At 46.1% G+C, this 21,186-nt stretch carries 9 protein-coding genes; 4 read left to right on the forward strand and 5 right to left on the reverse strand.

Annotated features, from left to right (window positions below; translation table 11 throughout):
• Positions 1 to 71: 71 nt before the first annotated feature.
• Positions 72 to 842 carry a 4'-phosphopantetheinyl transferase family protein gene (locus GK108_RS26425; protein WP_163954590.1) on the reverse strand — a complete coding sequence of 257 codons (771 nt, stop codon included), beginning with the start codon at positions 840 to 842 and terminating at the stop codon, positions 72 to 74.
• Between the two features lie 117 nt (positions 843 to 959).
• Here GK108_RS26425 and GK108_RS26430 point away from each other — a divergent pair, with 117 nt between their 5' ends.
• The 4 genes from GK108_RS26430 (at position 960) to GK108_RS26445 (ending at position 7,016) form a co-directional block, all read left to right on the forward strand.
• Positions 960 to 1,964, forward strand: a complete 1,005-nt coding sequence (locus tag GK108_RS26430; protein WP_163954591.1) for a gliding motility-associated C-terminal domain-containing protein — start codon at positions 960 to 962, stop codon at positions 1,962 to 1,964.
• Between the two features lie 113 nt (positions 1,965 to 2,077).
• Positions 2,078 to 4,390: a T9SS type A sorting domain-containing protein gene (locus tag GK108_RS26435; protein WP_163954592.1), complete on the forward strand. Its 2,313-nt coding sequence runs from the start codon at positions 2,078 to 2,080 to the stop codon at positions 4,388 to 4,390.
• 45 nt (positions 4,391 to 4,435) lie between these two features.
• On the forward strand, positions 4,436 to 5,875 hold the full coding sequence (locus GK108_RS26440) for an MOP flippase family protein (protein WP_163954593.1): 1,440 nt from the start codon (positions 4,436 to 4,438) through the stop codon (positions 5,873 to 5,875).
• Positions 5,876 to 6,122: 247 nt separating this feature from the next.
• Positions 6,123 to 7,016, forward strand: a complete 894-nt coding sequence (locus GK108_RS26445) for a cupin-like domain-containing protein (RefSeq protein WP_163954594.1) — start codon at positions 6,123 to 6,125, stop codon at positions 7,014 to 7,016.
• Positions 7,017 to 7,032: 16 nt separating this feature from the next.
• On the opposite strand, the gene GK108_RS26450 is transcribed toward GK108_RS26445, so the two are convergent.
• From GK108_RS26450 to GK108_RS26465, 4 genes are all read right to left on the reverse strand, one after another.
• Positions 7,033 to 11,097 (reverse strand): non-ribosomal peptide synthetase, encoded by a 4,065-nt coding sequence (locus tag GK108_RS26450; RefSeq protein WP_163954595.1) that lies wholly within the window; start codon positions 11,095 to 11,097, stop codon positions 7,033 to 7,035.
• Positions 11,098 to 17,814, reverse strand: coding sequence for a polyketide synthase (locus GK108_RS26455; protein WP_163954596.1), 6,717 nt, complete (start codon positions 17,812 to 17,814; stop codon positions 11,098 to 11,100).
• Positions 17,815 to 17,911: 97 nt separating this feature from the next.
• Positions 17,912 to 20,101, reverse strand: coding sequence for a GumC family protein (locus tag GK108_RS26460; protein WP_163954597.1), 2,190 nt, complete (start codon positions 20,099 to 20,101; stop codon positions 17,912 to 17,914).
• Positions 20,102 to 20,108: 7 nt separating this feature from the next.
• Complete coding sequence (locus GK108_RS26465; protein WP_163954598.1) at positions 20,109 to 20,930, reverse strand: TolC family protein; 822 nt, start codon at positions 20,928 to 20,930, stop codon at positions 20,109 to 20,111.
• Positions 20,931 to 21,186 lie beyond the last annotated feature (256 nt).

Below are 21,186 nucleotides of genomic sequence, written 5' to 3' on the forward strand. Positions count from 1 at the left end.
GTAAGGTACCACTCTCCGATCGATTGCAACAGAAACCAAAGCATAGAGTTAGGGGCGACAAGTTACACCTTTCATTCCTTTGACTTGAATTGTTCAAAGAAGCCACTTTCCAACGTGTAAAACTTAGGCATTCCGCACGGAAGCTCCCGCGCAACAGAGGCAACATAACCATTGGCAACATCAACGCTATCCACCTGCCACGTTCCCACTTCGCCAATTAATAAACTAGCTACTTCGTGCGTCCCGTCAAGAGAGGGTATCAACGCAAAATCGTCGTCCATTCCTTTAGCAGTCGCTTTTACGATGGCTTCTTTACGCGTCCAAAGCTGATAGAATACCCGTCGAGCGTCTTCACTTTGCCGTATAAATTCCTGTTCCGCTGGGGCAAAGCTCTGATCCAGGAGGTCGCCAAATAAAAGGTCGGGATTAACCTTTTCGATATCGATGCCAACACTAGACTTTCCAACAACTACCAATACCCAATCGCCAGCATGGGATACATTTACCTGCAAATTCCCGGCATCTTTTATTCCAGGCTTTCCGTTACGTCCTTCCACTAGTAAAATATCGGCCGGTGATCGCTGTAAATAGGTTGCAGCCAACAACCGTAAACACATCCGCCCGACAATAAATCGCAGTTGATCTTCTTTTCGTCGATAACGGTCGGCTCTGCTGCGTTCATCTGGGGTCAGCACCTTGTACAGCAGCGTATCCGCCAGGTTTCCAGCCCTAATCATGCATCGGAAAATAGCCAATTCATCCATGTACTGGCAACTCGTCCAGGGCTGCCAATCAGGATGTTCAATGTAATCATATGAAACAAAAATCAAAGACTTATTCATTACAACTTTCTAAACTCAACAAAGCAGTAACACTTTGATTAGCAGAGCATTTAACAATGTATAATTCAGACTACAAATGGGTGACGGAAGCTTTTTTTAATAGTCTTAATAATAGTTATGGTAACTGCATCGACTAGGTTTTCTGGCGTCGCCGGGCAGCGGCTCAACAAAGCAATCCGTGTGAATATAACCCTGATTTTCTGTTTTATTTATACGGGTCGGTATTCCTGTCTTGCGCAATTATGCCCCGGATTGTCCAATAATCTGCTCATCAATGAATCGTTCGGTACAGCCAGTAATGCTCCGTCGCTAACCAGCCAGACAACGTATCGATACGTATCATCTAGTTGTCCGGAAAATGGGGAGTATACCCTATCCCCGACGGTCGATGGCAGCTGTTTTCTAAATACCTGGCACTACGTAACAGAAGATCATACAGCTAACGACGTCCGCGGAAATATGCTGATTATTAATGCGTCTGACGAAGCCGGAACGTTTTATCAGCAACCGCTACCGGGTCTATGCGGTGGAACTCGATACGAGTTTTCTGTATGGGGTTTAAACTTACTTAAACCGGGTATTTGCAGCGACCCTACCCTACCCAATCTGACGATTCAGATTGAAACAAATAGCGGACAGGTGCTACAAACAATCGATTTTGGCTCTATTGATTTAACAACAACGCCTACCTGGAAGCTCTACTCAACCTTATTTACGGCGCCAACAACAACGGAACCAGTCGTTGTCAAATTGATTAACAATCGGGGAGCCGGCGGATGCGGCAATGATCTGGCGCTGGACGATATACAACTGAAACAGTGTGATGCCTGCGCACCGGATCCAGTTTTTGTTCCTGATGTTTTTACACCTAATGACGATAGAACGAATGAAGAACTGGCCGTTTTTATAAAAGACGCCGTTTCCTTCTCTATTACGATTTATAACCGCTGGGGAAATGCTGTTTTTTATAGCAACTCGCTGGGCAATAGATGGAACGGAACCTTTTCGGGAACCCCCTGTGCTGCAGGCGAATACAGCTGGGTTATTTCCTACAAACTGGCAGACTCGGCAACAACGACCCGTGAATATATAAAAAGGGGGTATGTAATGCTATTACGATAATCACCTCATAACGGTACGTTCTGGTGGTGTTGGCTTCAGTGGCAGTATGGATATACGTAACCAAAATAGATCAATACGATAGTCACATACCTCTTTTACGACTATCCACTCCAATGATAAAGATTTTGCTCATGCTAACGACTCTGTGTATTGCCGTCCTTCTTTTTTCTCAAAACCAGGGCCCAGGACCGACTCAATCGACAACGTCGACGCTCAACTCAACAAACAAGATTCCGATCGATGCTAAACGTTGGTACCAGGTAAATAACGTAACCAATGGCCTCGACGGCCCATTCGATGGGGTAACCAACGTCAGCGTTAATACCGGCTGGAATAAGCTTATTGCTAACTATGATGCTTATTACCCATTAGCCCCAGGCGAAACGATGAGCATTGAGAGTATCCGCTTCTATGATGGCGAAGGCACCAATACCGACGCGCCTATGACCCTCCTGGTCATTAACGATAAATGGGAACGCATACCCATTGCCCGCTTTGTTGGTGATAAATATCAGGCCTGGGTTGGCCCAAACCCGGAACAGCCAGATCAGTTCAATCTCCCATCGGCCATAACGGGTGCCCGCTACCTGGTTATCAATACATCGGGCGCCTATCCTACCGAAATAGAGCTTTACGGTACGTATCAGGCGGGTCAGGCAGCTCTGGCAGTAACCCCACCGCCTACCCGTTCAACTCCTTTCAGGCAAGCACTGGGCGTAAACGTATTCGAATGGAACTTTGAAGAAGCCAGCTCACCCTGGCAGGTAGAAGATAGCCGTATCGACGCGATGAAGGCTTTTTCGTCAGTACGTCATTACATCGACTGGGAAAAACTGGAATCACAGCAGGGTAGCTATACATTTAATCCTACCAGTGCTGGTAGCTGGAACTACGATGCTATTTACGAACGCTGCCAGGCCGAAAACATCGACGTATTGGCCTGCATCAAAACTCTGCCTAAGTGGTTGGAAGAAACGTATCCGGCCAATGGTCGCGATCATGAAAATATACCCGCCCCGTTCGGTAGTGATCTTTCCTCTCCCAAATCATATATCGATCAGGCCAAACTGGGTTTTCAATATGCCGCCCGCTACGGACGTAACAAATCCGTTGATCCATCGCTCGTAAAAGTCAGTAGTACAACAACCTGGGCAGGTACAAATCAGGTCAAAATTGGTCTGGGGCTGATTCGATACATGGAATGCGAAAATGAGCGGGATAAGACCTGGAAAGGACGTAACGCTTATCAGTCGGCCCGTGAATATGCGGCCAACCTATCGGCCTTTTACGACGGGCACAAAAACACACTCGGTGCGGGCGTTGGTGTTAAAAATGCGGACCCTTCAATGACTGTAGTCATTGGCGGTTTAGCTGCCTCCACGACCGATTATGTCCGCGCCATGATTGACTGGTGCCGTGAGTTTCGGGGCTACCTACCGGATGGTCGCGTCAATCTGTGCTGGGACGTAATGAATCAGCATTTATATGCCAACGATGCGAAATCATCACAAGGAGGAGGTGGCAACCGTGGCGCAGCGCCAGAGTTGGCCGGTGTAGGCGAACAGGCCGCTGCCTTCGTGGCAGTTTCTCATCAGTCGGGCAACGATCTTCCTGTATGGATTACGGAAGCCGGTTATGACGTTAATCCCGGAAGCCCATTCAGAGCAATCGCTATTGGCAACAAGAGCGTTTTAGAAACTCAGGCCGACTGGATTTTACGTACCGCTTTGCTCTATACTCGCGTAGGGATTGATCGGCTTTTCTTTTATCAACTCTACGACGACAACCTCCAAAACCCAACCCAATTCAGCTCAATGGGACTGGTCAATGGTGATAAAACACGTAAACCAGCCGCCGATTATCTCTATCAGGCAAACCAATTACTGGGCAACTACCGCTTTAAAGAAACCCAGAATAATGACCCCCTCGTAGATCGGTACGAGCTGGATGGCCGATCGGCCTACGTGCTGGTCATACCTGATGAAAAAGGCCGAACAGGGAATTACAATCTGACAATTCCTAAGGGCGACACTATCCGCATATGTACGCCTGTTATCGGACGTGATGTTATGAATCAGACCGTTCAGGTTAGTACAACCGGAACACTAACCGTGAACGTAACGGAAACCCCAGTATTCGTCATGACAACAGGAAATCCAGAAGCTAACGACCTGGGGATAATATCGGTCTATCCTAATCCTACGGCCGACAACGTAGAATTGAGTATTGAAAATGGCGCTACCACACCGGTAGACGTAACGGTCTATGATACAGCTGGCCGCGAATACAAGCAATTTCATTTACCGAAGACGGGCCGGATACTTACGGAACGACTCACCTTAAGTTCGCTCCCACTCGGAATGTATCTGCTGAGCATCAAACAAGGAAAAGCTCGGTCCGTGAAGAAAATTATTCGGACCAGATAAGGCAGTACGCTATTTATATCCACACCCCTGTAGTAAATCTACCGCATGAGTAATACAAGCAAGGCAATGAATGGTGGAAAATGGATTACAATTTCCACGACCATTTCGACACTTTTCCAATTTTTGCAAGTCGCCATTTTAGCGCGTCTGTTGGAACCATCTGCCTTCGGAATTGTTAGCGTCAGCACCTTAATCATTACTTTTTTCCAGATATTTTCTAACCTCGGATTTTCTAATTCAATAATTTACAAGCAGGAAAGTGATCAACGGGTTTTATCGACGCTTTACTTATTGAACCTTGTTGTTGGCGTTATAATTTTTATAGTTATTCAGTTCAGCACACCCTATATCATTTCTTTTTATAGCGAGCCCAAACTAGATAGAATCCTACGTTTATCTTCCTGTTATTTTTTAATAGCTTATTTTGGGCAGTTGTATTTCTTTCTTTTAGAAAAAGAATTACGTTTTAAATCAGTGGCCATAATCGATATTAGCGGTACACTTGTCGGGTCAGTAGTTACAATCACTCTGGCCTATTCAGGTTATGAAGAATTATCGTTAATTGTTGGCTCATTGGCCATGCAGGCGCTAAAAAGCATTCTACAAATTATATTCGGTTTGAAGTTCTTTATTCCTATCCTGGCCTTCGACCTAACCAATGTAAAAGAGCATTTACGATTTGGGCTTTATAACCTTGGGGATGGCTTATTAGGTTTTATTCAATCCAACTCCGACAATATTTTTATTGGCGGTATGTTAGGTGTAAAAATGCTGGGTTATTATACAATTGCCTACCAATTATCCGTTTTTCCTACTTATAAACTCAATCCAATTATTTTGCAGGTAGCCTACCCTATCCTGGCCAAAATGAAAGAAAGTAATGCCGCACTTAAAAGCTCTTATCTAAAAATTCTGGATTTTATCAGTTATTGCAATATGCCCCTTCTGGCTGGCTTATTTATTACAGCAGACAGTGTTGTACCGCTTATTTACGGCCCAGGATGGGATAAAACAGTTGAACTCATTCAAGTATTCGTATTTGTCTCTATTTTCTCGTCCTTAAGTCATCCATTATTCACCCTAGCTTTTACTAAAGGAAAGCCTAACCTCTTGTTCTATCTGAATTTAGTAACTCTGATTATCAAAATCCCTTTAGTATACTGGTTAGGAACAACCTGGGGAGTTATGGGCATTGCTACGGCTTTTCTACTGGCAACACTGCTTAATCTCATCGCTAATTTTTTACTGGTGCATTATCTGATTGGCAACTTCTGGGCAGATTTTCTACGGAACATTGCTAAGCCAATATTATTTTGTTTAATAATGATAGCTACTATTTATATATACAAAATAACCTTCGGCCACGAGGGTTTATTTAACACAATAGCCGAGATCACATTAGGCGGATTAGTTTATGGCATATTGACCTTATCGTATAAACTTTCATTTTCAGAAATAAGATCATACCGCCAATCTCTCTTATAAAAGTATTTTATTTATTCTTTACATAATTTTTGTTTTTTGCTTATAAATTACGATTTATTACTTATTTCCTATAAGTAATATTTACTAGATAATTCGTATTGAATCAATACAACTATTTGACAGCAATAGACTCAGCATATAATTATTTAATAATCAACCAGTTGAAATTTTAAATTATTAATTTTATCTCCTATTTTTAATAGACAAACCTGAAATTAAAGTCTTAACTCTATTTAATTTCAACACTATGATTCCAAATACAACTTACGATAAAAAGAAGCAACCCACTATAGCTAAAATCGATAAAGTAAGTAACATTACACAACTCGAACTTATCAAAAATTATATAGAGCCCTCTATTCCGGTTATCGTAAAAGATGCGACTAAAGAATGGAAAGGTATGGGTAAGTTCACCCCCGATTTTTTCAAAAAAAACTACAGTCATATAACTAAGACTATAAAGGGAAAAACATATTCAATAAGCGAATATGTCGATCTGATGCTGGCATCTACCCCCGAAAATCCGGCACCCTATCCATTTAATTTTAATATTGAAAAACAAGCGCCTGAGTTACTGGCAGACGTAACACCAGAAATACTTTACGCCAAATCGGACCGAGTCAAACATCCGTTATTGCCAAAATTCATGCTTAATGGAACGGAAGTCTATGAGATTTTCCTGGGAGGCAATGGCGGTTCGTTTCCTTTCCTACATGTAGACGTATTATTTCTACATACGCAGATTACACAGCTCTACGGCTCAAAGGACTTTTTCCTTTTTTCGCCCGACCAGACTCCGTATATGTATCCCAGAGAGGATAATGCCAAGGTTTCTCAGGTCGATGTGTTTAATCCTGACTACGAAAAATTCCCTTTGTTCAAGAAGGCGAACCCTATAAAAGTTACTGTTGAAGAAGGGGAAACGATATTGTTTCCTACAAAGTGGTGGCACACCACACAGATACACGAACCCTGTATTTCACTGGGTAGAGTTCACCTGAATGCAGCGAACTGGAATGACTTTGCCAATGATAACTTCTTATCCCTGCAAACGTATCGGCCAACCGTAGCCCGACCTGCACTGCTCTATGCCAAGATGTTAGGCAAACTCATGAATTTACAGGAACGTATTGGCTTATAAATGTCGTCAGCACGCACTAGCAGTTATCTAGTGCGTGCTGTAATACCTGAGCAAACTCTTTATCGTTGGGCGGCAGCAGCATCATTTTGTGATCTCCCGGAACATTGTGGACGCGCACACCTTTTAAGGCATATTTTTTCCAGCCCAGAAACTTACTATCCTCCACAAAATAGAGCCTGACCTGCGCTTTAAACAGGTCAATAACTCCATCGTAAGGTTTCATTTTATACTTTTCATAAGCCATTTCGTGTTTCTCTACAATATGGCTTATGAGATCAAACCCTATTTCCTGTGGGGCATCTTCCCGCAGCCCAAACCAACGTAACAGATTACCAAATTGACGTTGTGCATACTCCTGCTGATAGCGAATTGTTGAAACAGGGTCTCTCAACAACGATTTCGTAAACCAGATAACTTTAGGAAACTGACGTACTATTTTCCGACTCAGCCAGGTAGTTATATCATAGTTTGTTTCTGACTCCTGCGCATTTGTATCGAACATGGCCAGCATTTTTACTTCTTTGCCCATTTCCTTCAGCTGGCGAGCCATTTCCAGCGCTACGTAGCCACCGAAGGAATATCCCGCAATAGCGTAGGGTCCCGAAGGGTTTTGATCCAGTAACTCCTGTACGTAGAAAGAGGCTATGGCTTCCATAGTATCAGGCGGCTCATCGACACCGTCCAGTCCCCGAGCCTGAAAACCATATATGGGTTGCTCAGGGTCCATGTTAGCCAGTAAGCCACTAAAATTGAGGACGTTTAAGCCAATACCATGAATGATATAAACGGGCATTTTACGTCCTTTGGGCCGAATAGGAACCAATGACTTCCATTTGGCTGCTGGCTTTTCTTCCTGGATCAGCAAGGCCAGTTTCTGAATCGTTGGGTAAGTCATTAATGTCGACAGTGGTAAACGCCGACCAGTTTCTTTCTCAAGCCGGGTCATCACCTGCACGGCTATCATCGAATGACCACCAAGCTCAAAAAAATCATCGTTAATACCAATCCTGGATACCCCCAGTGCTTCCGCCCAAATAGAGGCAATAAGCTTTTCGGCTTCTGTTGTTGGCTCGACAACTGCACCCGTTGCCAGACGTAACGCGCTTTCTGGCTTCGGCAATGCTTTCCGATCAATTTTTCCATTAGGCGTAACCGGCAACGCGTCCAGATTGACGAAATCAGCAGGAACCATATAATCTGGCAGGCTTTCCAGTAATTTGTTCCGCCAGAACGTAACGTTCCGAACAAACACGTCTCCGGTTTGAAAGGGATTGGTTACCAGATACGCTACCAGCCGCTGATCGCCCGGCCGATCTTCGCGGGCAACCACTACCGCTTCCTTAATTCCCTCCAGCTTAACCAGCACATATTCTATTTCGCCCGGCTCTACCCGATAACCACGTATTTTAATTTGCTGATCACTACGTCCCAGACAGTGAATTTCACCATCGGCCATAAACTTACCCAGGTCACCAGTGCGGTACATTGTTTCCCGACCGGCGCTAAACGGGTTCGGAACAAACTTTTCCCTTGTCAGTTCAGGGCGATTCAGGTAGCCACGTGCTACGCCATCGCCAGCAATGTATAGTTCACCGACTATCCCCTCCGGCAAGAGATTCAATTGCTCATCCAGAATGTAGACCTGCGTGTTATTGATTGGTCGACCAATTGTAATGATCTCGTCCGTAGCATTGATTTGCTTCCCTGTCGAGTATATGGTAGTCTCGGTAGGCCCGTACATATTCCAGAGCGAAGCGCAACGAGCCGTTAGCTTCTGGGCCAGGTCTTTCGACAGCGGCTCACCGCAACACAAAATTTTGACCGGAATAACCTGATCCCACCCCGCAGCTAACATCATTTTATACGTTACGGGAGTGGCCTGAATAATGGTTATCGGCTGTTTTTGATCGGCGGGTGCTATCGAAACTGGCTGACTCAATGCCTGGAGTAAAGCGTACCCATCCCGAGTTGTTTCGGCATCGGCCAAAACAAGCGTAGCGCCTACTAATAGAGGCAAATACAGCTCCAGACCCGCAATATCAAATGAAACCGTTGTAACCCCCAGCAACACATCTTCCGACGTAATACCGGGCATGGTTATCATGCTGTATAACAGATTAACCAGATTACGATGTTCAACCTGAACGCCTTTAGGAAGCCCGGTGGAACCTGACGTATAGAGGATATACGCTAAATCAGTACCCGCCCCCGAAACGGTTGGCGGATCGGTAGATAACTCTTTTGCTTCTACCAACGCCTGATCGACAAGGACCTCCTGAGCCTGATGAGTTAGACGACCTGCATATTTTTTTGAGGTTAGTACTAGTTTAGCGGATGAATCATTCAGCATAAACACAATACGATCCTGCGGATAGGCCGGATCGATCGGTACATACGCTGCGCCAGCCTTCAGAATGGCCAACAAGCTAATGAGCAACTCGGGCGAACGATCCAATAAAACACCTACTACGTCACCGGTGCGAATTCCTTTGTTTTGAAGGGATCGGGCCAATTGGTTCGCGGCCTGGATCAGCTCGTCATAACTGACGTGTTTGCCATTCGAAATCAGCGCCGTTTTGCGGGGATAAGCGCGTGCGGTCTGGTCTAAAAGTACTGGTAAAGGTGTATGACGAGGGTATTCTGCCGACGTATTGTTCCAGCTAGCAATTTTTCGAATCAATTCATGCTGGTCGGTCAACGGAATTTGTTCAATAGGAATCGTTGGATCGGCCACAATGGCCTCCAGCAGATTCACGAACTCGGCCATCATCCGGTCAACCGTTTCGGCCTTGAAAAGCTGCGTATTATACGAGCATTCAATCGTTAATGCCTCAGCCGATGACCCGCTAATATTAATCGAAAGCTCGACTGTCTCAAACTCCCTGGCGTTACTAATCAGCTGATGATCGAGACCGTAAAAAGCGACATCATCGTCCAGGCCAATATCGAGATTAAAGATAACCGGAACCAGCGGTACCCTTGATGAATCCCGAGCGAGGTGTATCTTTTTCAGTAAGCTGCCAAATGTAAGCTGCTGATGCTCGTAGGCGTCAAGAACAGCTTCTTTACGCTGTTTTAAAAATTGGAGAAAGCTCTGATCTGATGTTGGAAAACTACGTAACGGAAGCAGGTTTACGCAGTGCCCTACCAGGCGAAGATTGCCCGTAGCCGACTGACCAGCCGCTGGCAAGCCAAGCACAATATCATCCTGCCCCGTTAATCGGTGCAACAGCACCTCGAAAGCAGTCATTAACGTAGTAACAAAACTGCTACCGGCTTTAATACCCATTTGCTTGATCGCAACGATCAAGGCTTTATCTAGCGGATAATCCCGGCGCTGGCTTTTGTAGGTACGTAGCGCGGGACGAGGAAAATCGGTCGGTAATGATAGAACAGGTACGCTTTCTTTATATTGATCAACCCAGAATTGCTCAACCTTCTGATTTTCGGCCGTTTTTTGAAAAGCCGCCTGGTCGACGGCATATTGTGTGTACCGTGGGGCTTCCGCTAACGAAGGCGTTAACTGCTGCGCATAAGCTGAATAAAGAGCACTCAGGTCCTGAAGCATGATCCCCATCGACCAGCCATCACAAATGATGTGATGCGCCGTTAAAACGAACCAGTGCTCCGTAGACGATAATTTGATGAGGCCAAACTTTATTAGTGGCCCATTAACCAGGTCAAAAACATAAAGTGCATCTTGCTGAATATAATCAGCAATAACCTGCTTTTGCTCATGCTCGTCTATTTCAGAACAGTCAATGTAGGCCAGGTTGATTGGCAGTTCTCTCAATACACAAATCTGAGTGCCATCTCCGCTAAATACTGACTGTAATGATTCATGTCGGTAAACCAGTGCCGACAATGATTTTTCAAAAGCCGTTTTATCTAAACTACCGTTTAATTTTAATGAAACGGACTCGTTATACGCTCGGCTCGCATCATCTCCTCCTAGTTGGCAAGATGTCCATATCTCTTCTTGTGATTCTGTGACTGGCGCAAACCGGGCAAGCTCAGCGCCAATAAATGGATCAAAATCAATTTCAATAAGCGATATGTTTGTGTGGATAGCCTTGAGCATTTAGATGTCATTTTGTTTAACCTGTAGATATTTACCAGGGCGATCTGGATTCGGTATAAACCAGGCAGGATTACCTACTTGATCTCGACCTAACCGCGCGCCAGGAATGGGTGGTAAATCTCCTACAAGCGTTACGCTAGCCATCTTCACCCTACTAGACAAGGTGGGAGATGCATCTAAAAAGCCAGCCTCAATTAATTCATTAATACTCCGGGAAAAACGGTCGATAATTACTCCGATTTCGGCATCGGTATGCGCTTCCGAGAGAAAGCACGGAAAACCATCCCAAATATGAACACCTTTCTCGCGCATCAACGTAAACAACAGCTCGCCATAAGGAACCTCCTCTGTAAACTTAATTTTCCAGAGTGACCCAAACTGAGCAACAAAAATGGGAAGTTTATGGTAGTCGAGAATACTATTCAACGAATCGGCAAGGTGCTTCGTTTTGCGGGTTAATTCCTGCTGCAACTGAACTCCCTGCTCTTTCATATATTGCAGAGACGCTTTGGCGGCCGCTAACGCCAGCGGATGCCGCACAAACGTACCAGCAAAATACGTAACGCCTATTTCAGGTACCGAGTCATCACCGTACTGCCAGAATCCACCATCCAACGCATCCATAAACTCTCGTTTACCGGCAATTACACCAATGGGCAAGCCAGCGCCCACTACTTTCCCGTAGGACCCTAAATCCGCCTTTATACCAAACAGAGCCTGAGCCCCGCCCGGATGCATCCGGAACCCGGTGATAACTTCATCAAAAATCAGAGCCGTTCCCGAAGCAGCCGTAATGGCCCGTACTTCTTTAAGGAAGTCGATAGGGGCAAATTCGGGTCGACGGCTTTGCACGGGCTCAACCAAAACGGCGGCCAGTTCGTGAGCACGCTCTCGGATAATTTTCAGACTTTCGTCGGTTCCATAATCCAGAATGAGCATGTTCTGCACAGATTCGGGCATTATCCCCGGAGCTGCCGGAAAGGATTTCAACTTTTTGGTACCACGTACTAGAACTTCGTCTACAATTCCGTGATAAGAGCCCGAAAACGCAACGATTAACGATCGGCCCGTAACGGTACGGGCAATCCGCATCGTACCCAGTACTGCTTCAGAACCCGTGTTGCACAGAGCAGCCCGATCAGCCTCGGTTAAGTCGCAAATCAACTGACTCACTTCGCCAGCCAGCTCATGCTGAGGGCCTACTTCGTAGCCTGATTCAATTTGGTCATGCAAGGCCTGCTTTATCCACTCAGGCTGATAACCAAACATATTTGAGCCAAAGCCATTCAGTGCATCGATGTATTCATTGCCATCTATATCCCACAGCCGACTTCCTTTTGATCGATTTACGACCAGCGGATAAACAATCTCTTTAGTTAACGGCCTGAATCCGGTTACAACCCTCGGATCGGCCATGTGCGATCTGTTTTCCTGCGCATAGGCTTTACTCTTACCCGTCTTCTGATTATACCGATTGGTTAAACGGGTTAAAAACTCTTGCTGGCTGTCGGTTAGTTCAGACGCCTGACGTTCGATACGTGCGGTAGCGCCAAATGGCTTTTTCAATTCTACCTTTTCTTCTGGCGTCAGATCATTGCCATCCGCTTTTACGGGTTTAGCCGTCGGTGCGTGATCGGATAACGTAGCGTTGGCGCCATACTGGGCTGGCACCGGCTGCGAAACAGCAGACGCAGGAACGTCGCTATACGTAGTACCACCTTGCATTAATGCAACTTGCTTAGCCAGTAGTTGTAACTGCTGGGCCAGTAAACCCAGGGCCGTATCGTTGGTTGAAAGTGGCACACCAGCCGGTATTGTATTAACCGGCCCAATGGATTGCGGGGCTACAGTCGGAGTCGGCTGACTACTACTTGTTTCAGACGTCGGAGCCGGTTCAGGCGGTAACGCCTGATCCAGATAATCGGCCAGCAAACCAGGGGTGGCATAGTCGTTCGTCAGTTGCCGAAAAGTTATTGGCAAGCCAAATTCTTTTTTCAGCGTCAGCGAAACCTGGGTTAATAATAATGAGTCAAGACCTATTTCCAGAAAACTCATATCGGGAGTTGCATCGGCCATATCGATGCCCGACGCAGCTTCTAATAAATCATTGATTTTACGGATCAACATGTCTTTTCTCATACTAACCTTTGTTTTTAAAGTAGAGGGAGTCGTTACAGGAGACGTATCACCAGCGCTACTGGCAGCAATTGGTGCCACCACAACTGGATCAACCCAGCAACGTTTTCTATCGAAAGTATATGTAGGTAGATTTATTCGTTTTCTGGCCTGACCGGCATAAAATGCACGCCAGTCAGGATTCAGCCCATTGACGTACAATTGGCCTAACGTTGTCAGAATTGATTGACAGGCCGTTGGCCAATCCTGATGATTAACCAACCCCGCCAGGATAGTGATTGGCCTTGCGGCCTTTTGCTGACGCGCTAGTGTAGCCGTAACGTGCCCTGGCCCCACTTCAAGCAACAGTGGATTGTCTAGCGCCAAAAGAGTATCAACTGCATCGGCAAAACGTACTGTTTCGCGCAAATGATTCGCCCAATAGCCGGGATCCATAGCCTGCGTATCCGTAAGCCACGTCCCCGTTACGGTCGATACAACTGGTTTTTGTAATCGATTCAACGTAACGCCCTGCACCAGCTTTTCGAAATCCCCAACAATGGGGTCCATCATTACGGAGTGAAAAGCATGGCTTGTTTCGAGCGGTTGATTCAGGATCGATTGCTCATCTAACAGTCGCGCAAAATCAGCAATATATTCATCAGGCCCAGCCACTACGCATAGCTTATGGCTGTTGATAGCTGCTATCGACAACGTAGCGGGCATCATTGACTGAAGCGTTTCGGCATGCAATCGAACCGTAAGCATGCTTCCACGGGGTTGTTCACTGACCATCCGACCACGGATAGCAATGAGCTTCAGCGCATCGTCCAGGGTAAAAACGCCCGCCAGATGAGCCGCGACAAACTCCCCGATACTATGCCCACAGAATACAGAGGGTTCAATTCCCCAACTCATCCAAAGCTGAGCCAGCGCATACTCCGTAACAAACAGTGCTGGTTGGGTGTAACGAGTATTTTTTAATCGTTGCTCCGCTTCCTGATCGCCAGTTTGTGGATACAGCACCCGACGAATATCGGTGTCCATGTAGGCATTCAGTAATTCAGCGCACTGGTCAATGGCTTGTCTATAGACCGTTTCATGTTCGTATAGCACCCGGCCCATGTTCAGGTATTGCGCGCCCTGACCAGGAAACATAAATACCACTTCGCCCGGAGCATCTTTAGCGGTTTTTGATCCAGACGTACTACCGGGGACACGAAGTTTTTCGACTAACTCACTGCTGGAATGGGCTACAATAAATCGGCGATGGCTGAAATCGGCTCTTGTTGTTTGCAACGTAAATGCAGTATCGGCCAAACTAACATCCTGCTTATCCACTACGTCGGCCAGACGATTCGCGTAAAGCTCACGGCTATTGGCTGTCTTTGCCGACCACGTAATGAGTTGGGCTGGCCGTTCCACTACGTCTGAATCAGTACGTATGGCCGTTACTTCCGGCGCAAACTCTTCTAAAACAACATGTACGTTGGTGCCGCCAACCCCAAATGAGCTGACGCCCGCCCGTCTGGCCTTCGCTCTATGATTGTCCTGTAATGTCCAGTCTCTAAGCTCTGTATTGACAAAAAAGGGGCTATTGGCAAAATCGATCGCTGGATTCGGAACACTAAAATTTATTGAGGCCGGAATCTGTTTATGATGAAGTGCCAGCACGGTTTTTATCAGTCCAGCAACCCCAGCCGCCTGAGTCAGGTGACCCATGTTGCTCTTAATGGAGCCGATCGCACAAAATTGCGTTTCAGATTGCTCGCCAAAAGCGATGCTCAAACCATCCATCTCAATTGGATCACCAAGCGGAGTGGCCGTTCCATGAGCTTCAATGTATGAAATACTGGATGCATCGATCCGCGCATCGTCAATAGCCATCGCAATTGCTCCAGCCTGCCCTTCAGCATTCGGCGCCGTGAAACTGCCTTTTCCAGCACCATCGTTATTGACACCAATACCTTTAATGACGGCATAAACCGTATCCCCATCCCGGCGAGCCGCTTCCAGGCTTTTCAGGAGAACAACACCAGCCCCATCACTAAAAACGGTTCCCTGCCCCTGCGCATCAAATGAGCGACAATGCCCGTCTTTACTAAGCATGGCCCTTTCCTGATACAAATGTCCACTGTTAATTGGCGACGTAATGCTGGCACCACCAGCCAGCGCAACATCACACTGTCCGCTCCGAATACTTTGGACAGCCTGAGAAATGGCCAGTAACGACGTTGAACAGGCCGAGTAAACACTAACGGCCGGACCTTTTAAGTTTAATTGGTAGGCCGTTCGGGAAGCGATGTAATCCTTTTCGTTCAGAGTCATCACCTGAAAACTCCCCACCTGATCAACCAGCTCTTTATTACTCAGTACATTGTTCAGGTAGTACGTATTGTTGCCACAACCGGCAAAAACGCCTACCCGACCACCATAATGCTGCGGTAAATAGCCCGTTTGCTCCAGGGCTTCCCAGGCTATTTCCAGAAAAACCCGCTGCTGAGGGTCCATCAATTGGGCAATAGTGGGCGGTAATCCGAACAAACCCGTATCGAACTGATCTGCATTATCGATCACGCCCCGCGCTTTTACGTAGAGCGGGTCACTTTTGAACCGATCCGATATACTGTCATCCAGTTCACTATCCTTAAAAAACCGAATGGTTTCCTTTCCTAGTTTTAACGCATTCCATAACTCGTCGATGGAATTGGCGCCGGGGAAACGGCCCGCCATACCAATAACCGCTACGTCCCTATCCACTTCTGCATCAGCACGTTCTTTCGCCGGGCTGATTGATGCCGGGCTTGGCGCACGTAACGTCGACTGTAAAAAAGTGGCCAGACCGGCTATCGTAGGGTATTGATAGAGTTTTGTTACGGGTATGGTGTACTTTTCGTGTTGTAAAGCAGCAACCAGCTTCTGAGCTAGTAATGAGTTTCCACCCAGCTCAAAGAAATTATCATCTAGCCCAATTCGGTCAAGTTCAAACAACGTGAGCCATACACGAGCAATGGCCTGCTCATCGGTTGTTTTAGGTTTCCGATAGGCCGTTGTCAAATCTGGACGTTTAAGCTCGGGATCAGGCAATTGTTTTTTGTCGACCTTACCACTACTGGTTTTTGGGAAATCGGCCAGCCAGACAAAAGCCGACGGCATCATATACTCCGGTAAGCGCTGTTCCAGCTCTTTACGAATACCCGCCTGATTGACCTGATCGGTTGTGCCAACGAGATAGGCAATTAACCGTTTCTGGCCCCCTAGACCTTCACGTGCCACAACGACGGCCTGTTTTACGCCGTCGATCTGGTTAATAATCACTTCCAGTTCCCCTAACTCAACGCGATGCCCTCTGATTTTAACCTGATCATCACGACGCCCCAGAAACTCAATAGTTCTGTCGGTCTGATACCGCGCTAAATCGCCTGTACGATAGATACTTACTGTACCTTTTTCTGGAATTGTGAGATCAATAAACTTCTCGCTGGTTAGAGCGGATTGATTCAGATAGCCTTCTGCCAGACAAGCTCCTGCAATCACTAGTTCACCAACATCTCCGTCAGGGAGTAGTTGAAGGCTTTCATTAACGATGTATAGCTCAACATTATCAATGGCCTGGCCTATAGATGGCAACAGCGGCCAGATTGCAGGATCGCCATCCAGTCGTAACTGGCTCACTACGTGGCATTCCGTGGGGCCGTATTGATTATATAAAACGCAATTTGGTAGATTTTTGAAGAACGCTACCAGCTGGGGCGTCACTTTGAGTTGCTCACCAGCGGTCATTATCTCCTGTAACGAAGCCGGAAATTGCTCTGCACTAACCGCTGATTCTGCTAAATACTGAAGCGCTACAAAAGGTAAAAATAGACGATTAATTGACTGTTCGTCAATGAACGCCAGTAATGCATTCAGGTCTAACCGAAGATCTTCATTAATCAAAACCAACGTACCACCGGTGCCTAACGTAGCAAAGATTTCCTGAAACGATACGTCGAAACTTAGGGGGGCAAATTGTAGCGTTCGGCTACCATATCCAGCCGTTGATTCGCGAGCCTGCCACTGCAATAAATTGATCAGCGGCCCATGTCCCATAGAAACACCTTTAGGCTTCCCGGTTGAGCCAGATGTATAGAGTACGTAAGCGGTACTAGTAGGGGTTGCTTTCGTTAGCGACGTTTCCGTATAAACGACATCAGATGCAACACAACGAAGCCCCAGATGTTCAAATCCAGATTTATCCTGTTGTGTTGTAAGACACGTTTTGAGACCAGAATCACTAATTATTTGCTGTAGCCGATAGTCGGGGTAAGCAGGGTCCAGCGGTAAATAAGCCTTCCCGGCTTTTAAAATGGCCAGTACACCAATCACCATTTCCAGGCTACGGGTAGTGCTTATACCAACGATAGACGCGTCAGGATCGGTGTTCAGAATGATCTGAGAAAGACGATCAGCCCGATCATTCAGTTGTGGGTATGTGAGTTTCTGTTCACCGAAAATTACAGCAACCTGCTCCTTATGTTCACGGGTTATCTCTTCAACAAACTCGTGAACAAAGGAAGGCGAGAAATAAGCCCGATTTTCTATGTCTTGCGAAACCTGCATACCAATAGTCCGTTAAGGTGCCTACAAGACACCTGGTCTTATCTCATAGGCAAATTCACTGCAACGCAGAAGGCTCTACGTTATTTATCAACGCCCATTATAGTACGTTACGTTGCTGCGCTATTGATCGCTCTGACCCTGACTGGGTCAGTTTGATATCAGCTACGCCCGGAACGTCGATATAATTACTTTCAACTTTATTCAAAACTGTAAATATGGGTTGATTCGTAACCCGTACATACAGACTCAACAGCTGCTTTTCTGCCCGCCCCCAGGCACTGCTGGCGTCAACGACCAGTAGGGACAAGGCACTGTTTTTCAACAAATAAACCGGAATCTGATTGTTGAGCAACGGCGGCAATTCGAATATGATCCGATCAAATTGCGATGCGTCGAAACCATCTTTATAATCGACCAGATAATCGATCGCCGTTACGTTCATAAAATCCGGCCGAATCGTATAGGGGAAATAGGTCAATCCTTTATGGTATTCGCGCTGTTCTTTACCCGTTGCCCGTGGATAACAATAGGCCACCTGCTGATCGGCCTCCGTATATAACTGATTCAGCCCATTAGCAACCCAGGTTTTTCCCTGTTTCGATCCTATGCTGAACAGCGTAATGATAGGCGGATGCGACTTCGTTACGCCCTGGGCAATCTCGACGTTTATGGTATTAAATAGTTGCTCGAACGTATTACGGGCTGCCATTGTCGCTTTCGAGAAAACATTCGGCTTTTTAATAACCGGAAAAATAGCGGTCACAGGCATTCCAATCATCGATTCAGCCTGCGCTGGTGAGTGAATTCGATTGTCTAACCAGAAACGTAACGCGGTCAACAGCAAGGCAATAAAAATACCAGCTCCCGCTCCAATAGCCACTAACTGAAGGCGTTTGGACACTTGCGGGGCCTGCGGGAAATCGGGCGCATCCATAATCTCAAGCGTACCGCCAATGGCTATATCCTGACGGCGAGTCTGCGACTGTTCAACCTGCTGTAATAGATCGAGATACTCTTTTTCAGCCACAGTTAAGTCACGTTGTAACTGACGTAGCTGAGAGCCTAGTGGCGTGTATTCATTTGTTTTGTCCTGATACTCGCTGATACGCTTTTTATACAATTCTAATCGAGCAACAGACTCTTCATATTCCAACGACTTAGACATCCGTTCTGCGGCCATTTCCTGAGCGGGTAAGGCATCGGAAGCATTCGTGACTGCATCATATTTTTGAGCGCTCGCCCGCAAATCGTCAGACGCTTTAGCAACGGCCTCCTGCAAACGACTGATTACAGCGCGTGGCTGACCATACGCTCTGGCATTAGCCAGTTTATTTTCGGCATCGGTCAGTTTCTTTTGCTTATCGTTCAAATCGGAATTGGCCGCGTTGAGCGTACTCTGCTGGGTCGTCCGCTTGTTAAGGGCATCGAGTGATGCTTTAGCTGCATTTTTTCGCATCAGCTCCTGATTGTATTCATTGATCAGTGCCTCGCGAGACGTAGCAACATTTCTGGCTTCTTCGTCATAATCCAATACCTTGTGGTTGGTATTAAACGACTTCAGGTTCGCTTCTGCCTGGGCCAGCGTCTGTTTTGCTTTCTGCAATTTTTCTTCATAATAGCCAACCACCGAATTGGTTTCCGACGTTTTCAGATTCGTGTACCGCTGATTTAATGCTTTAATGGCATAAACAAGTGTACGCTGAGCAACCGCCGGATCATCGGCCTCGTACTCCATTGTCAGCACATCATTCGTATTCTTGCGGGCAGTAGCTTTCAGCTTTTCACCGATTTGCTGAATAGAATAGTGCGTTTCTGACTTGATCAACAATGCTTTTATGGGATTGTCGTAAGGAGAATGGGCGAGGCTATCCAGCGTTTGGTGCAAATGAGCCGAATCACCATCGGTTATCAGCTGAGCCTGCCAGCTGGTCGGAAGGGCTTGCCGAAGCTGATCAAAACCTTCAGCCCCCAGTACTAACGTATCAGGCTCACGTAGCCGTAGGTGATCCGTCAGCAGATCTACCCCTATTTGTAACAAAGTCTCCTTTGAACCAAGCGTTGTTAGAATATTATCAATAGCACTGGCCGACCGATCGACAAAGCCCGATTGCTTATCGGAAAGCAACGAATACCGCGACACTAAGCCGGTGTAGAGTGTTGCCTGAGATTTATATACTTTTCGTTCATTACGCGTAAAATAAAAAGCAGCCCCAGCAGTTACGCAGGGAATCAGAATGAACCAGAGTATATGTTGCCTTAGAAGACGTAGAAACACCTCGACTGTCATATCTTTCCTAATTACGCTTCAATCGCTGAATAGGTACACCCATTAACGCTTCGAAAATGTGAACATTCTTTAGAAATTCACCTTTTATTTGCTCCGATATGGATTTCGTTTCTATATATCGGCTGGTTGCATTGGCCAGCCCATCAGCAGTTATCTTTCCTTTCTGAATTTCAGACTCGGCAATTCTGTAGGCAGCCAGAGATGCCTGCTCATCGATCAGTCGAAGCTTCAATACCTGCTGCGATGTGATCATATCCTGATAGATCGTAATCAGTTCACGCTTTATTTGCTGCTCAATCGTTTCCTTTTGAATGACAGCCGCTTTATAGTTTGAATAAGCCTGCCGAATCTGGTGTTTACGGCCAAATAAATCGTGCAACGAAAGACGTACGTCAACCCCAACCCGATATCCGTTAGCGATTTGACCGATAGGGTCCCGGTTAGGTATTGATGAGCCCGATGAAATAATAGACTGGTTACCACCCGAGTAGTTCGCGTAGCCAGCTACATTTTGCAGTATTTGAGCCTTAGAGCCTTGATACGTAGCATCGAGTGAGTTAGCAACCTCATTCTGATATTTAATCAGTGGCGAGTTGGTAATGGCAAGTTTGAGCAACTCCTCGAAAGGAATCAATTGAACGGCAATATCCTGATCAATATCCAGGTAAACAGTGTCATTGGCAGCTCCTGACGATTGGCCGAACATCATTAATCGTCTACCGCTGGATTTTTGCCCATAACTAAGTGTAATAGCCAAGCCACCGAATAATAAAATCAGGCCAATTCGGTAATAGATATGCTCGAACCGCCTGGGAATATCAGACATCATTCTTTAAAAGTTTTGCTGTTAACATCTTTTTTTACCCCTCTAATCGAACCTGTTAAAGAAGATGTTTATTAATTGGTCAATTATTTATCGTTAAGTAAAGAATTTACCACTTTATCTGTCCATCTAGTAGACTCTAGCAAACTTTTGACGGGAATTTGCTCACAGTGTCACAATATACATTACGAGTATTTAGTATTATTTCTAGAAATCTAATCGGCTGTGAACGTAGCAAATACAGAAATTCCCTATAAAGATT

The sequence above is a fragment of the Spirosoma terrae genome (assembly GCF_010435915.1).
GTDB classification, from domain to species: Bacteria; Bacteroidota; Bacteroidia; order Cytophagales; family Spirosomataceae; genus Spirosoma; species Spirosoma terrae.

Excerpts from the sequence above, each read along its gene's own strand:
- GK108_RS26425 (WP_163954590.1), bottom strand. The coding sequence starts at position 842 with ATGAATAAGTCTTTGATTTTTGTTTCATATGATTACATTGAACATCCT.
- GK108_RS26430 (WP_163954591.1), top strand. The coding sequence starts at position 960 with ATGGTAACTGCATCGACTAGGTTTTCTGGCGTCGCCGGGCAGCGGCTC.
- GK108_RS26435 (WP_163954592.1), top strand. The coding sequence starts at position 2,078 with ATGATAAAGATTTTGCTCATGCTAACGACTCTGTGTATTGCCGTCCTT.
- GK108_RS26440 (WP_163954593.1), top strand. The coding sequence starts at position 4,436 with ATGAGTAATACAAGCAAGGCAATGAATGGTGGAAAATGGATTACAATT.
- GK108_RS26445 (WP_163954594.1), top strand. The coding sequence starts at position 6,123 with ATGATTCCAAATACAACTTACGATAAAAAGAAGCAACCCACTATAGCT.
- GK108_RS26450 (WP_163954595.1), bottom strand. The coding sequence starts at position 11,097 with ATGCTCAAGGCTATCCACACAAACATATCGCTTATTGAAATTGATTTT.
- GK108_RS26455 (WP_163954596.1), bottom strand. The coding sequence starts at position 17,814 with ATGCAGGTTTCGCAAGACATAGAAAATCGGGCTTATTTCTCGCCTTCC.
- GK108_RS26460 (WP_163954597.1), bottom strand. The coding sequence starts at position 20,101 with ATGACAGTCGAGGTGTTTCTACGTCTTCTAAGGCAACATATACTCTGG.
- GK108_RS26465 (WP_163954598.1), bottom strand. The coding sequence starts at position 20,930 with ATGATGTCTGATATTCCCAGGCGGTTCGAGCATATCTATTACCGAATT.